This window comes from Lactiplantibacillus sp. 3062 (genome assembly GCF_055413545.1).
This window is the reverse complement of sequence record NZ_JBVAYE010000010.1, coordinates 68,902-83,128: the sequence shown is the minus strand read 5'-3', so window position 1 is coordinate 83,128 and position 14,227 is coordinate 68,902. Positions and strand designations below refer to the sequence as shown.

13 protein-coding genes and 1 other annotated feature are annotated in these 14,227 nt (G+C 43.7%); of the genes, 6 read left to right on the top strand and 7 right to left on the bottom strand.

All coding sequences use genetic code 11. The features are described 5' to 3' along the window. Positions 1–8 precede the first annotated feature (8 nt). Positions 9–770, top strand: a complete 762-nt coding sequence (locus ACWQAU_RS12510) for an amino acid ABC transporter ATP-binding protein (protein WP_003642441.1) — start codon at positions 9–11, stop codon at positions 768–770. A gap of 184 nt (positions 771–954) precedes the next feature. Continuing rightward, positions 955–1,186 (top strand) — a binding site (T-box leader). A gap of 54 nt (positions 1,187–1,240) precedes the next feature. Beyond that, positions 1,241–2,056, top strand: a complete 816-nt coding sequence (locus ACWQAU_RS12505) for a transporter substrate-binding domain-containing protein (protein WP_027821680.1) — start codon at positions 1,241–1,243, stop codon at positions 2,054–2,056. Positions 2,057–2,224: 168 nt separating this feature from the next. Here ACWQAU_RS12505 and ACWQAU_RS12500 read toward each other — a convergent pair whose 3' ends face one another. Next, complete coding sequence (locus ACWQAU_RS12500) at positions 2,225–2,800, bottom strand: zinc ribbon domain-containing protein (protein WP_003643452.1); 576 nt, start codon at positions 2,798–2,800, stop codon at positions 2,225–2,227. Between the two features lie 361 nt (positions 2,801–3,161). Here ACWQAU_RS12500 and ACWQAU_RS12495 point away from each other — a divergent pair, with 361 nt between their 5' ends. From ACWQAU_RS12495 to ACWQAU_RS12485, 3 genes are read left to right on the top strand one after another with little or no spacing between them, the layout of a single operon-like run. Then, positions 3,162–3,479: a PadR family transcriptional regulator gene (locus ACWQAU_RS12495; protein ID WP_003643453.1), complete on the top strand. Its 318-nt coding sequence runs from the start codon at positions 3,162–3,164 to the stop codon at positions 3,477–3,479. Next, entirely contained in the window at positions 3,476–4,114 is a 639-nt protein-coding gene (locus ACWQAU_RS12490; RefSeq protein ID WP_003643454.1) for a DUF1700 domain-containing protein, read from the top strand. The genes ACWQAU_RS12495 and ACWQAU_RS12490 overlap by 4 nt, the downstream gene beginning before the upstream one ends. Next, positions 4,098–5,033, top strand: coding sequence for a DUF4097 domain-containing protein (locus tag ACWQAU_RS12485; protein ID WP_013355966.1), 936 nt, complete (start codon positions 4,098–4,100; stop codon positions 5,031–5,033). The genes ACWQAU_RS12490 and ACWQAU_RS12485 overlap by 17 nt, the downstream gene beginning before the upstream one ends. An 85-nt stretch (positions 5,034–5,118) precedes the next feature. On the opposite strand, the gene ACWQAU_RS12480 is transcribed toward ACWQAU_RS12485, so the two are convergent. The 6 genes from ACWQAU_RS12480 to ACWQAU_RS12455 form a co-directional block, all read right to left on the bottom strand. Further along, a complete protein-coding gene (locus ACWQAU_RS12480) occupies positions 5,119–7,044 on the bottom strand; it encodes a sucrose-specific PTS transporter subunit IIBC (RefSeq protein ID WP_027821679.1) in 1,926 nt (641 codons plus the stop codon). Continuing rightward, positions 7,037–8,704 carry an alpha-glucosidase gene (locus ACWQAU_RS12475; protein ID WP_003642449.1) on the bottom strand — a complete coding sequence of 556 codons (1,668 nt, stop codon included), beginning with the start codon at positions 8,702–8,704 and terminating at the stop codon, positions 7,037–7,039. Before ACWQAU_RS12475 ends, ACWQAU_RS12480 begins: the two co-directional genes overlap by 8 nt. Before the next feature lie 53 nt (positions 8,705–8,757). Next, complete coding sequence (locus ACWQAU_RS12470; protein ID WP_003642450.1) at positions 8,758–9,759, bottom strand: LacI family DNA-binding transcriptional regulator; 1,002 nt, start codon at positions 9,757–9,759, stop codon at positions 8,758–8,760. Positions 9,760–10,054: 295 nt separating this feature from the next. Next, on the bottom strand, positions 10,055–11,140 hold the full coding sequence (locus ACWQAU_RS12465) for a YdcF family protein (RefSeq protein WP_003643457.1): 1,086 nt from the start codon (positions 11,138–11,140) through the stop codon (positions 10,055–10,057). A gap of 75 nt (positions 11,141–11,215) precedes the next feature. Then, the gene (locus ACWQAU_RS12460; protein ID WP_003643458.1) at positions 11,216–11,971 is read right to left on the bottom strand and encodes an ABC transporter permease; all 756 of its coding nucleotides are present in this window, start codon (positions 11,969–11,971) and stop codon (positions 11,216–11,218) included. Beyond that, entirely contained in the window at positions 11,968–12,618 is a 651-nt protein-coding gene (locus ACWQAU_RS12455; RefSeq protein WP_027821678.1) for an ABC transporter ATP-binding protein, read from the bottom strand. The genes ACWQAU_RS12460 and ACWQAU_RS12455 overlap by 4 nt, the downstream gene beginning before the upstream one ends. A 148-nt stretch (positions 12,619–12,766) precedes the next feature. Between ACWQAU_RS12455 and rlmD the strand changes: the two genes are divergently transcribed. Further along, positions 12,767–14,212: a 23S rRNA (uracil(1939)-C(5))-methyltransferase RlmD gene (rlmD, locus tag ACWQAU_RS12450; protein ID WP_027821677.1), complete on the top strand. Its 1,446-nt coding sequence runs from the start codon at positions 12,767–12,769 to the stop codon at positions 14,210–14,212. Positions 14,213–14,227: the final 15 nt, after the last annotated feature.

The window sequence follows — 14,227 nt, the reverse complement described above, 5'->3', positions numbered from 1 at the left end:
GTTGTCGAATGATCAAATTAGAACACTTAAATAAGACGTTTGGCAATCACCAGGCGTTAACCGATATCAATACTGAATTTAAAGAACACCAGACGACCGTCATCGTTGGCCCCTCGGGTTCTGGTAAATCAACCTTACTGCGGTCACTAAATTTGCTTGAACGGCCCGAACAAGGTTTATACCACTTCAATGACGAAACTATCGACTTTACTAAGCCGTTGACTAATAAAACAATTCTCAATATTCGACGCAAAACTGGGATGGTCTTTCAAGGTTATAATCTGTTTCCCCATCTCAGCGTTGTTAAAAATGTCATGGAAGGCCCCGTGCAAGTCTTAAAAAAGGATTCCGCGACGGCTAAAAAGTCCGCGCTAGAATTGTTGGCCCGGGTCGGCTTGCAAGATAAGGCCGACGCCTACCCCGAACAATTATCCGGTGGGCAACAACAACGGGTCGCGATTGCGCGCTCGTTAGCGATGGATCCCGAATTCATCTTGTTAGATGAGCCAACTAGTGCGCTAGACCCCGAACTCGAAGCTGGTGTGCTCCGCGTTCTACTAGCCCTCGCTCAGGAAGAAGACTCCATGATTATCGTCACTCACAACATGGAATTTGCCCGCGCAGTTGCGGATAAGATCCTATTTGTTGAAGATGGCAAAATCCTGTTCGACGGGACACCCGCTGAATTCTTTAAGCAGCCAACGCAACGAATTGCCGACTTCTTAGCCGCGATGACGTTCACCACGATTTCAGACAAAGCAAACCAATAGCGTTCATTTGAGTTAACGTGCATCTAACTGGAAAATCCCAGTCAGATGCACGTTTTTTAGCACCCCCTAGCGTCTCACGTCAACTATCGATCTGGCGCATTCACAACAAATGGCATTTAGATTAATATAAAATGTGATTTTGATTTGACAATTGTTATTTAATCTTGTAGACTAGCCTCAATATCTAAACATTGTGATGAGATGAGTAGTGTGATTGCCACGCAAAGCGAGCCGTTGGTTGGTGTAAAACGGTCGGACAGTGATACGAAGATGGTCTCTAAATGGTATTGGTGAGCATTAGCAAGCCAGTAACGCGTCGTACCCGTTAGCGTACTGAGTGAATTAGCTCATTGAGCCAAGCGTTGTGCACGCGCTTGGAAACTAAGGTGGTACCACGATCAGCAGTCGTCCTTTTTCGATAAAGGACGACTTTTTTTGTCAAAAAATATAGCTCTACGGGGGTAATCGATATGAAAAAATGGCTCAAAGCAGTAAGTTTAACAATTTTAGGACTCGCACTAACAGTCACCTTGACGGCATGCGGTAATTCTAGCTCATCTAAAAGCAGCACTTCTAGCACAAGTAGTCAGCTCAAATTGCAAAAGAGCGGCACGTTGACGATCGGGCTAGAAGGCACCTTCCAGCCTTATAGCTATCGCAAAGACGGTAAGTTGACTGGTTTTGAAGTCGACCTTGGTAAATCCGTCGCTAAAAAGCTCGGTCTCAAGGCAAAGTTCGTCCCAACGAAATTCGACTCCTTGATTGCTGGCCTGGATGTCGATAAATACGACGTGGTCATCAACGATATCGCTGAAACTGCGCAACGTAAACAAAAATACCTCTTCTCTACGCCTTATATCTACTCTAAATCCGAATTAGCGGTCAAGAAGGGGTCCTCAATTAACAAGATCACGGATATCAAAGGCAAGAAAGTTGCCCAAACAACGACTAGTAATAACGCGACCGATGCTAAACGTTTAGGTGCGACCGTCACACCGACCGATGGCTTTCAACAATCGATCGACCTCGTAAACCAAGGTCGCGTCGCCGGAACAATCAACTCACGGGAAGCATTCTATGCTTACCTCAAGCAGAATCCAAAGGCCAGCTTGAAATTCATTAGTGGTGGTTCAGAAATCAAAACACAAAAGATTGGCGCAATTGTCACTAAAAAGCACGCCTCACTCCAAAAACAACTGTCTAAAGCGATTCAAGAACTCCGTCAAGATGGCACCTTAAAGAAACTGTCTAATAAATACTTTGGTGGTAACGTCACAAACCAATAGCCATCGCAATCTATTTGATAACGTCCAGTTGATAGTCACAAAAAGCCCGGAAAACCGGGCTTTTTGTGTGTGTCGGCGTCTTTCAGCGACCATCTTTTATCACTCATTGTGTTTCTAAAAACCATCCGGGACCATTTACACCATTGCTTATGTCGTGAACCCGGTCAGCTAATTCAACTGATTTGCAATATTGAATTTCATCTTGCCATGATTGACTTCCAACCACATATATTTGGTGTTCTTAGGCGACAAAACCTCAATATGTGAATATTTTTGATTGTGATTCTTCGCGATTTTTTCAGAGCGGCTTTGCAGTGTCTTGGCTAGTGACTGCCACGAAGCGGTCTTGCCTTGATCGACACTTTCAATAACTGGCGCTTGCTTTGATATTCGCACACGCATGGCACCACCATTCCAACTCACTTTAACCTTGCCATATTCAGCTTTATTCGTTCTGATTTCTGATTGAATATTGGCTGCAAGCGTATTAGCTTCCCGAGCCTGATACAAATTAAATCCAATCTCAAAGACAATGACTAGCGCACAGATAACTGGTGGCAACCAAAACCACCACGTCCGTAAGCTCTTTTTTTGATGATGCGGCTGCTTTAAAGTCGTCGTTTCCGCGTCTTTACGCTTATCCTCAGCAACTGTCGGTTGTCCACTGCCACATTTTCCACAATACTGGGCACTTTGGGGAATTCGTTCACCACAAACCACACAATTCTTCATGTCCGTTTCCATAATTGCCCTCCGTCATAATATTATCGATAATAATTAACTCAGCCATGACAATTAACTGTATTAATATTTCAATATAATGATTATATATCGAAATCAGTCATTTTTCTAGGCCTTATCAGATCAGTATAGTATCACCCTTGCGTACCGGACAGCTGGTATTCGCTGAGCATCATGATTTTAAGCTTTAGTACGGGCCTATTTCAGTCACCGTTAGCAAGCACGTTTTGCGTTTACTAGTGGCTAAAAGTAGTTTGCCTTTTATCATTATTTTAATATTTAAGTTTGACAGTTAGTTTCACTTCACTGTATACTACTCATTGAGCAATACTATACGACGTATAATATAGCAGGAGGGATAGCAATGGCCATTCAAATTAGTTCCGAGTTATTGGACGGGTGCGTTTTAGCCTGCCTTAAAGGCCAAGATTACTATGGTTACGCGCTAACGCAGCGCTTGCAAGCCGCCATCTCGGTGTCCGAATCGACGCTCTACCCAGTGCTTCGACGACTCAAGAAAAATGACTGGGTCACGACTTACGATCAGGCCTATCAAGGCCGCAACCGACGCTATTATCAGATTACGAGCGCCGGCCTGACACAATTGAGTGCGATTCAACAAGAGTGGCAAACCTATTATTTGGCCATTAACCACTTACTTCAGGGGGAGGATGAATCATGAACGACTACTTATCTAAATTTAACGCGTTACTCGTTCAACTTACCGATGATGAACGCGACGAGGTCGTTGAATTTTATCGCGAATACTTGCTAGACGCGGCAATCGCCAATTATGATGATTGCGTTGCAGAACTGGGAACGCCTAAACAATTGGCTCGGAAAGTGTTAGCCGATTATTCGATTCGTTTTAACGAAAATCTCAACGCCAATACTTCTAAACGGCAAAAATCTCAAGCAACCGTACGCACGATTTGGCTAATTGTGCTTGCTTTATTATCAACACCGATCACAATTCCCGCATTAATAGTTATTTTAGCGGTCTTCTTTGCCTTGGCCGTTACCGTCTTTGCATTCGTGATTGCAGCGGGTGCCATCTTAATTGGCGTGACCATCCTCGCATTTGCCATGCTAACAGCCGGCATCGGTATCTTCGGCCAGTCGCTATGGGTCGCACTATTCTACCTAGGTAGCGGTCTTGCTATTATTGGTGCCGAGCTATTAGTTTTACCACTATTTATCTGGCTTATTAGCGTTATTCTGCAAGGAATTGCAAAAATCGTACAAAACCTATACCACCGATTTGTTAAGAAAAATCGGGCGGAACGAGGAGGTCACCACCATGCGAAAGACAATTAGAGTTGGCATTATTTTATTAGTTGTTGGACTGCTTCTAATCATGTTTGGAATTGCCAATAACGGTATTCAAAGCGTCTATTGGGACCAGGGTTTTCACATTGTTCGCCATAAGACTCGGCGCTACCACGTCAGTCAGCTAAAAGATATCACGATTGCAACGGCCAACAATATTACTATTAAGCAAGGCACAGCTGCTAATATCACGGTTACCGCCACGCGCGCCTTACCAACTGTTACGATCAACAATGGTCACGTCACTGTTACTTCAACGACACACAACGCCAAAACCGTTGGCTTCATGTTCGATAACGTCGGACAATTTGCTGACACGACAATAATTACGGTGCCTAAAGGAACTACTATTCATCAAATAACCGCCAAAGCTAGTCAAAGTGGTAACGTTTCGTTGCAAAAAGTTACCGTCGACCAATTGAAAAGTCTTAGTACGGATAGCGATATTAATTTAACGGATGTCAAAGTCAATCAGTCGCTGACGTTGACCGGCGATAATTTACGGTTAACTCGTGTCTCGGCGCCTAGTCTACAAATCAATAGCGATCCAGATATCAGCATCACCGACAGTCATTTTACCAAGACTGCTTCAAAAATTATAACCGCTGATAGCGACATCCATCTAACCAATAATCAGTTCAAAGCCCTTAAGCTAACAAGTAGCGAAGGTGATATTATGCTCAATAATAATCGCATCACTGAAAGTTTATCCGCTACAGCCAGTGACGGTGATATTCGAATAACCGCGCCACGGACAACCGGTATTAAAGCTAGCACTAGCGATGGGGACTTGCATATTTTCAATCATCTCCAGTCCGATGGCGGTGATTACCAGGTCAACCAATCGGCAGCCGTGCAATACCGACTGACGACCAGCAATGGTGATATTACGGTTAGTGCTAACTAGTCCATGCTAGTACTGCACTTACTCAAATTTTCAAAATAAAACCGCGACTTGCTCATGGCAAATCGCGGTTTTATCGTACTTACGTTTAGGATGCTGTTGCAGTCGTCATTTCCGGACGCCCTTGAATCGCCAGCAGTGCTGCTCCCGACTGAATAGACTGATTAGGTTCTGATTCTATCCGTTGATAATTTTTACTATTTGTCACAATCACCATGACCGTGTCATCTAAGTTAGCAGCTTTTAACACCGTTGCGTCAAACTCACCTAAGAGATCACCCTTTTGAACAGTTTGCCCCGGTTTAACGACAACTTTAAAGCCTTGCCCTTTTAATGACACCGTATCAATACCGATGTGAATCAACAACTCAACTCCATTATTGGTTGTTAACCCATAGGCATGTCCTGTATCGGCTACAACACTCATCTGACCACTTTGTGGCGCATAGACTTTTACCGGCCCCTGTTCCTGTGGCTTAATTGCAATGCCGTCCCCCATCATCTTAGATGCAAAGACCGGATCGTTAACCGTACTCAAGGCAATACTTTTACCAGAAACTGGTGAAAATATCGTATCATCTACAATCTTTGGTTGTACTTGATCAGATTTTAATATGTCCTTAGGAATCGCAAACATATTAGTGGCAATAAAAGCCACTGCTACCGTCAATAACGAGACGACCGTATAAATCAGCAAATCACGAGCATTGTAAATATACATCAGATAAGAGGGAACAACGGCTAGACCATATGAATTTGCTGCCACACTCATAACACTCAGTACGCCAGCACCTATCCCACTGGTTAAAACGGTTACAACCAACGGCTTGAAATTATAGCGAATCAAGACCCCGAACAAGGTTGGTTCTGAAACACCAAATAGTTGCGAGGAAAATGCGCCAATAAAATTAGCCTTAGCCTTTTGTGACTTTGCTCGTAAAATCATCGCCAAAGCTACCCCCAGATTAGCAAAGCCATACATGGCTTCTAAAGTAATTAACGGATTGAGCTTGGTAGCTGCTAATAGTGACGTTTCGATGGCAATCATCATCTGATGAATACCAACTAGCACCATTAACGGATAAGCGGCTCCAATCAAAAAACCACCAATTCCAAATGGTAAGTTAATCAACCCTTCAACACCACTAATCATCACATTTTCAATCCAGTGTACAACCGGGCCAACCCCTAAAATCATAATACCAAAAGTAACTAACATCGTTAAAAAGGGCGTTAAAATTTGGTCGAGAACGTTAGGGACGTGTTTATGAAAGTAATGCTCCAGTTTACTTCCAAGAAAACCAGCAACTAACGCTGTTAATACGGATCCTTGACTACCGATAACTGGAATCTTGTCAAAAAGCATAATCGCTTTCGCTGTACCACCCGCAACTGAATACGCGTTAGGCAGTGAAGGGGAAACGAGCATTAGTCCAATCACAATACCGACAATTGGTGTACCTTTAAAATAGCGAAATGTGGACCAAACAATTAAAGCTGGCAGAAATGAAAAAACAGTCCCCGTTAAAACTGAAATTACTGTATTAAGACTTGCCGGAATCGCGGCAGATGAAGTTCCAAACAACTGTAAAACCTGATTGTTAGTCAAAGCACTTTGTAATCCCAAGAAAAGTCCAGTAGCTGCAATCACCGGAATAATTGGAATAAAGATTCCCGAAAGCATTGCCATGAATCGTTGCAATGGTGACTTCTGATCATCAGGAGTCGGCGTAGTCGTTGTTTCCTGACTATAAATTGCATTAACTAAATGTAACTTTTCAATTGCGTCATACACATCGTTAACAACACCTGTACCAATAATGACCTGATACTGTCCTGAACCGAAAAAGACCCCCTTAACCTCATCTAAGTCTTCAAGTGCTGCTTTATCAATCTGCTTAGGATCTTTAACAACAAACCGCAACCGTGTCTGACAATGAGTAACCGATTCAACATTGTCAACACCAACAATATCAATAATTTTTTTCGCAAGTACCTGATAGTTTTTACTCATTTGAATTCACCTCAAAAAGAATGGCTTGATATGGTTCCAACGTATTGAGTCGATAATGTGCGTAATTATTTAATCGAGGTCGGCCATTAGGTAACGTTAGGAATAACCGTTTTGCGCTTAAGTTAACATACACCTGTACCCTTCGACCACGTTGATAAGCAATCACTTGGTCACAATCACAAGTAATTGGCCTAAAATCACCGACTATTAAATCCTGACTTAAATTTGATATTTGCCGTAACTTAATCAATGACTGATAAAAATGCCAAACTGAATTTGAATCTAATTGTTCGCTTTGCCAGTTTACCCTATCATGTGACTGTTTTGGTGTAATCCATGGCTTGGCACCCTGATTAAAGCCTTGATTGACGGAATCATCCCATGGATATGGTAATCGCGCATTATCCCGGGAACGAGCATTTACAAAGGCAAGCGCCTCGCTTGCTGAATATCCCTCTTCAATAGCACGATCATAGTTATCGTGACTGCTCAAGTCGTTAAACATGGTAATTGAGTCACGCCGTGCATTTGTCACCCCCAGCTCTTGTCCTTGATAAATAAATGGACAACCGCGCAAGTTAAAATAAAGTAAGGCTAGTGCTTTGGCACCAATTTCATTCCGATAAGCTGGTGTCTGAATATATTTATCAATACTCCGCGGCTGATCGTGATTTTCAAAAAAGTTAGCTCCCCAGCCGACATTTTGAATCGCCAGTTGGCTTTTAAAAATTGCGCGCCGTAAGTCCGTCGGTGTCCACTTAACTCGTCGATACCACTCTGATCCGGATGCAATATCAATATCTGCGTAATGAAAGTCAAAAATCATCGAGAAGTAACCTTTTTTACCAATAAATTGTCCAAGTTGGTCATAACTAACCCCCGAAGCCTCTCCAACCGTCACCGCGTTAGCTGGTTTAAAAGTAGCCGTGTTCAATTCAGCTAAGAACTTTTCAATACCAGGTCGATTTTCAGCTTTACGTTTGACTTTACCTAACCCATCAACACCATCAGGACTAATGCTGGCAAAATCTTGATCTTTTTTTATGAATGTTATTGCATCGATCCGAAAACCCGCAACCCCTTTTGCCAACCACCAATTAATCATTTGATAGATTCGTTTCCTTAGAGCCGGATTTTCCCAATTTAGGTCCGGTTGTTGTTTAGAAAAGACATGGTGATAATACTCATCCTGACTTCCTGGCAATAACGTCCATGACGAGCCTTTACCAAAGTTTGATCGCCAATTATTAGGCGGATTGCCGTGTGCCCCACGCCGAATAATATAAAAATCACGATACGGACTCGTCGGCGATTTAATTGCAGATTGGAACCACACGTGCTGATCAGAGGTATGATTGATAACCAAATCTAAAATGACTTTTAATCCTAATCGTTTAGTTACTTCCATCAACTCATCAAAATCAGCCATCGTTCCAAACCGAGAATCAATAGCTTGGTAATCAGAAATATCGTAACCGTTATCAACCATGGGTGATTGATATATTGGAGATAACCAGATAGTCGTAATTCCCAGCTGTTTCAACCGGGGTAACATTTGGATGATTCCACGCAAATCCCCAATGCCATCGTTATTAGCATCTTTAAATGATGCCGGATAAATTTGATAAAAAACTTCTTTTTGCCACCAATTTTTTTGCATAATTACTACTCCTATATTTGGAATCGATTCCACTTTAATCAAAAGAAAAAGGCTTAAGCACTTTTTCTTTTGATTAAGTCTAAGCTTAGATCAATCGTTAACTCAGGTCGTTGTAACCGGCCCAAGTGATGTAATAACTGATCGACCGCCAATTGAGCCATTGCCGCGACCGGTTGTCGAACCGTTGTTAATGGAACTTGGGCCACCGCCGCAAATGGTTGATCGTCATACCCCATCACGGCCATATCATCTGGTACGCGAAAATGTTGTTGCTGTAACTCATCAATTACCCCAACGGCCACCTCATCAGAATTGGTAAACACCGCTGTCGGGCGATCACTAGGGTTTAAGGACGCTAATTGCTTCCCCAACGCTTGTCCATCCGCAATCGTATGTTGTTGTGCGAAAACCCAGTTATTGTTTACAACTAACTGCTGCTCTTCACAAAAATCTAAATAGGCTTGCGTCCGCGAACGTCCATGATGCGTACTGGGAAAATCACCACCCGTGGCATAGGCAATTCGCCGATGACCTTGATGATATAAGTATGCCAAAGCATCTTTAGTTGCCTGATAATGATTTAAACTGATCATTGGAATACCAATATCAGTAGCTTCTTCATTCAACAGCACCATCTGATTAGCATACGTCGCCGACAATTGTGCCACTAGTTGTTGATTTTCAATGGATGCCAGAATGACGCCATCCACTTGTTGCTGCTTGAGTTTATCCAGAAAGTGTTGTTCTGCCAACGCATCATCATGAGTCTGCATTACCATCACTTGAAACCCGTATCCGTTTAACTCCCGTTCCAATGCATCAAATAACTGTGCAAAGAAGGGGTTAGAGATTCTTGATACCAGTACACCAATCGTATTAGTGCTCTGCGCGCGTAGCTGACTCGCAATGGCATTCGGGGTGTAATCCAGTTTTTCAATCGCTGCCTGAATCTGTTTCTTCTTAGCAACTGAAACACTAGGCCGATGGTTTAAATACCGCGAAACAGTCCCAACACCTACACCAGCCTCAGCTGCTATTTCACTAATCGTTGTCATTTAGGCTCACCCCCCTATTTGGAATCGTTTCCATAATTAATATAACGACCTTTCAAGTAATTGTCAAGACAAATTGGTTTTTCAAAATGAATTCACTAAAAACGGTTGCCCTTAAAACATTTAGTCCACCATTAAAAAATGGCAGTATACTGCCATTTTTCTGTTTTTCGGCTTGAAATGGAAGTATACTGCCATTTCGATAACTTCATTTTTAACATTCCAGCCAAAAAAATATTCCAAGCCAGCGTACACCTGACTTGGAATATTTTAATTACTGATTCAGCCTTAGTAATCGCTATAACGATGCTTGATAGACATCAAACCACGTCAATAATAGCGACACAATCAAGATACCAAGCATCGCCACCGCGTGCCACCATTTATTTCGGACAAATATCGCAATATACTCACGAATGATCGCATCCGGTAAGAAGAATCGCGCCGTCCGCGCACCAATACCATCCGCTTTTAGACCTGCTTGCTTGGCAAACATCCCGGCTCTAAAGGTATGGTAATTATTTGTAACAAAAATCGTGCGTGGATTTTTAACAGGGCCCTGTGCAATCAATTGCTTACTAAACTGCATATTTTGCAAGGTCGTCTTCGATTGCGTCTCCGCCCAGCCATCCGTTGCAGGAAGGCCATGCGCAATGGCGTATTCCAGCATGGCTTGGCCTTCCGGAACCGTTTCATCACCACCCTGACCACCTGAGAAAATCATCACGGCCCGATGATGCGTCTTGCGTTGTTGCTTCTGATAAAAGCGCAGTCCACGCATGATTCGTTGCCCTAGCAATGGCGAGACACGGTCTCCATCTAACAAGCCAGCCCCAAGCACAATAATATAATCTTGTCGCAGACGGGGCCAATTGAATTGATAAATCGTCAGCATCGTCAGATAGTTATAAAACCAAAAACCAAGGTAAAAAATGACCAGATTCGGAAATACCGTCAAAAAATAACTCACGGGCTGCGGCACATGACTACTCAACAGATTGCCTAAAAATGGCAAAATCAGAATGGCCAGTCCCAAGTACAAGGTCAGCATATTCGCCAACGTATGACTCTCATGACGCCACATGATCCACGCATTCCATAAGAGCAAGAAGGCTTGTAAGGTAAAAATCAGCCCAATCAACAGGATCAGCAACACAAACAACGTCCCACTGATAATGATCAACCAGTGGATATTGCTACCTAAAATTGTAATCGCCAGCATGGTTAAAAACGAATAGAAAAATAGCGAAAACCAAATACCGTTACCTAGGCGAACCTTATCGCGATGATAACGCCAACCAAAAATGGTTCCAAATATGAGTGGTACTAACCAGCCCCAGTAAAACATTGCTGGAACTGGAACCCAAACCGCTGCGTCATTCACATCAATACCCCCGCATTAAGTTTTATTTCAGCTTCCATCATAAAGGACTCCCCGCGGGACTGCAATCAGAAGTCATTACTTCAACTGTTTTTGTTCATTATAGAAATTACGGTAAGCTAAATAGCACGCAATGATTGACCCCAAACTAGTCGCTGATAAGAGCATGAACGTGACCATAATTTGATACTTAATGGCCCGCACTGGATCGACCCCTGCAAAGATCAAACCGGACATCATCCCTGGCAGACTGACTAGACCCACAGTCTTTGCCGAATCAATGGTTGGTGACATCCCCGTACGAATCGCCTCACGCACGATGGCAATCGAAGCGTCGAGTAGACCAGCCCCTAACGCCAACCGTTCAAGCACACCTTGCCGCTGGTCATGAAACTGACTATTGAGGCTGCGATAAGCCAGCCCAATTGCGACCATTGAATTCGACGCAATCATACCAGAAATGGGAATCATTTGCGATGGCACAAACTTAATCGCACCAGATAGCACGAGGACGCCGAGTGTTACCCCCGTACTAACAAAAATGGCTAATAACGAAATGGCTAATGCATGGTCAATCCCCGGCCCCCGTTTTTTCGCATTCCAAGCCGCATTGAAGATAATGAAGCCCATCATCGCCAACGTTAGCCACAAATTGTTGACTCGGAAAATATACTTTAGCAAGTAACCCACGATAAATAGTTGTACAACAGCCCGCACGACACCAATGACGATGTCCTTATCCAAGCCAAGTTTCTGCCACAAACTAATTCCTAACGCGACGAGCACTAACATTGCCGCCAAAAATAGCGACGTATTATTAACTGCTAAATTCATGCGTGTACCTCCAATCTGCCAGCAACCACTTTCGCTAATTGATCTGCCGCAGCAATCTCTGTCGCGTCATGAGTAATCATGATCGTTGTCACGTGATCCTGCTCATTTAACTGTCGTAACCAGGCGTGCACGATTTGCTTATTATTTTCATCCAAACCAGCTGTCACTTCATCTAATAACAACACTTTTGGCAAGAATAAGATGTTGCGAATCAGCGCGACCCGCTGCCGTTCACCACCGGAAAGCTCGGTAATCGGCTGATGCAGGGTTCGTTCGGACAGCCCAACATTATTTAACGCCGTTACCACTCGTTGCGTATCCATGACTTGCTTACGAATTTGGTACGGGAAAGCTAAGTTATCTGCCACCGTCTCACCAAATAACGTCGGTTGTTGGAAACAATATGAGACTTGCCGCCGATACATGATTGGGTCATAGATTTCAATCGGCTGCCCATCAAAAATCAAGGTCCCACTTGTTTTAGAAATCATGGCCGCAATGATCCGTAATAACGTACTTTTCCCACCACCGGATGGTCCCGTCAATGTAATATGAGCCCCAGCTGGAATCTGCCAATCAACATCATGTAAAATATGTTGATCAGCGATTTGATAATTAACTTTTTCTAAACTAATCAATGAATTCATATGCCCACCCCCGATTACTAATTTAGAATCATTATAACCTGACTGTTAGGCGACTTTCAAACAATCCTCCTCAGTTATCCTGTGTCTTTCCACATGCTATAATGGAGGTTAACACAGTTCACAGAAAAACGAGGTCAAAATCAAACTTATGCCACAATCTAATCATTATTCGCACCAATCCCGATCGCACAATGATCGGCGCCGACAACAGCCGGATGAAAAAGTGCAAGCGACCGTTAACATCGGCCAGCGTTTTCCACTGACCATTCGGCGTTTAGGCATTAACGGTGAAGGTATTGGCTATTACAAACACGTCATCACCTTCGTCAAGGGCGCCCTTCCTGAAGAAGTCGTTGTTGCTGAAGTAACCGCCGTGCACCCACGTTACCTAGAAGCTAAGATTCGTAGTATTCGCAAGCCTAGTCCTGACCGGGTCGATCCCCGCGATGCCTATGCGGGCGAAGTCGGTGGTTTTGAATTAGAACACCTCGACTACCCGGCCCAATTAGCCTTTAAGCAAGATTTAATTCGTCAAGCACTCGAAAAATACCGCCCAGCTGGTTATCGACACTATGATGTTCGGCCCACCATTGGGATGACTAATCCTTATGAATACCGCAACAAAGCCCAATTTCAAGTTCGTTTAATTGATGGGCACGTCGCTGCTGGCTTATATAAAGAAAATAGTCATGACCTAGTCGACTTACCGACCTGTTCGGTGCAAATGCCGGCGACAATGACAGTCATGCGTCAAGTCGTGGCTTGGCTGGAGGAACTCCAAGTACCGATTTACGATGAAGAACATAATTCTGGCATCGTCAAGACAATCGTTGTGCGTGAAGCGGCCGCCACTGGTGAAATTCAGCTGGTCTTCATCACAAATACACCCAAGTTACCGAAAAAGCATCAATTATTGATGAAAATCGCTGAAAAACTGCCAATGGTCGTGTCGGTCATGCAAAATATCAATGCTGGTAAAACTTCATTGATCTGGGGTGACCAAACAACATTACTGGCCGGCAAACCAACTATTACGGAGGAGCTAGACGGCCTAGTCTTCGATTTATCTGCTCGGGCCTTCTTCCAATTGAACCCGCAGCAAACCAAGAAACTCTATCGCTTAGCACGCGAAGCTTTGAACTTAGCGCCTAATGAGACGCTGGTCGACGCTTATTCGGGCGTCGGAACGATTGGTTTATCACTAGCCGACGTGGCTAAGGAAGTTCGGGGAATGGATACCATTCCGGCAGCCGTTGCAGATGCCAATGCCAACGCCCAACGCAATCAAATCACTAATGCTCATTACGAAGTTGGTGAGGCGGAAGTCTTGTTACCGCAATGGTTAGCGAGCGGTTTTGCGCCTGATGCAATGGTCGTTGATCCACCCCGTACTGGTTTAGATAACGTCTTAATTGATGCCATCTTACAAAGCGCACCGGAAAAACTCGTCTACATTTCATGTAACCCATCGACGCTTGCTCAGAATTTACAAGCACTTACCCGCGGATATCAAGTCGACTATATTCAATCGATCGACATGTTCCCACAAACAGCTCGTTGCGAAGCCGTCGTCCGCTTCACGAAGCGTCATTAATTTGCCACTCACTGC

What these genes read in the sequence shown, in the direction of transcription:
- ACWQAU_RS12455 (WP_027821678.1), bottom strand. Translation starts at nt 12,618, where the DNA reads ATGAATTCATTGATTAGTTTAGAAAAAGTTAATTATCAAATCGCTGAT.
- ACWQAU_RS12505 (WP_027821680.1), top strand. Translation starts at nt 1,241, where the DNA reads ATGAAAAAATGGCTCAAAGCAGTAAGTTTAACAATTTTAGGACTCGCA.
- ACWQAU_RS12460 (WP_003643458.1), bottom strand. Translation starts at nt 11,971, where the DNA reads ATGAATTTAGCAGTTAATAATACGTCGCTATTTTTGGCGGCAATGTTA.
- ACWQAU_RS12510 (WP_003642441.1), top strand. Translation starts at nt 9, where the DNA reads ATGATCAAATTAGAACACTTAAATAAGACGTTTGGCAATCACCAGGCG.
- ACWQAU_RS12495 (WP_003643453.1), top strand. Translation starts at nt 3,162, where the DNA reads ATGGCCATTCAAATTAGTTCCGAGTTATTGGACGGGTGCGTTTTAGCC.
- ACWQAU_RS12475 (WP_003642449.1), bottom strand. Translation starts at nt 8,704, where the DNA reads ATGCAAAAAAATTGGTGGCAAAAAGAAGTTTTTTATCAAATTTATCCG.
- ACWQAU_RS12480 (WP_027821679.1), bottom strand. Translation starts at nt 7,044, where the DNA reads ATGAGTAAAAACTATCAGGTACTTGCGAAAAAAATTATTGATATTGTT.
- ACWQAU_RS12500 (WP_003643452.1), bottom strand. Translation starts at nt 2,800, where the DNA reads ATGGAAACGGACATGAAGAATTGTGTGGTTTGTGGTGAACGAATTCCC.
- ACWQAU_RS12490 (WP_003643454.1), top strand. Translation starts at nt 3,476, where the DNA reads ATGAACGACTACTTATCTAAATTTAACGCGTTACTCGTTCAACTTACC.
- ACWQAU_RS12470 (WP_003642450.1), bottom strand. Translation starts at nt 9,759, where the DNA reads ATGACAACGATTAGTGAAATAGCAGCTGAGGCTGGTGTAGGTGTTGGG.
- ACWQAU_RS12485 (WP_013355966.1), top strand. Translation starts at nt 4,098, where the DNA reads ATGCGAAAGACAATTAGAGTTGGCATTATTTTATTAGTTGTTGGACTG.
- rlmD (WP_027821677.1), top strand. Translation starts at nt 12,767, where the DNA reads ATGCCACAATCTAATCATTATTCGCACCAATCCCGATCGCACAATGAT.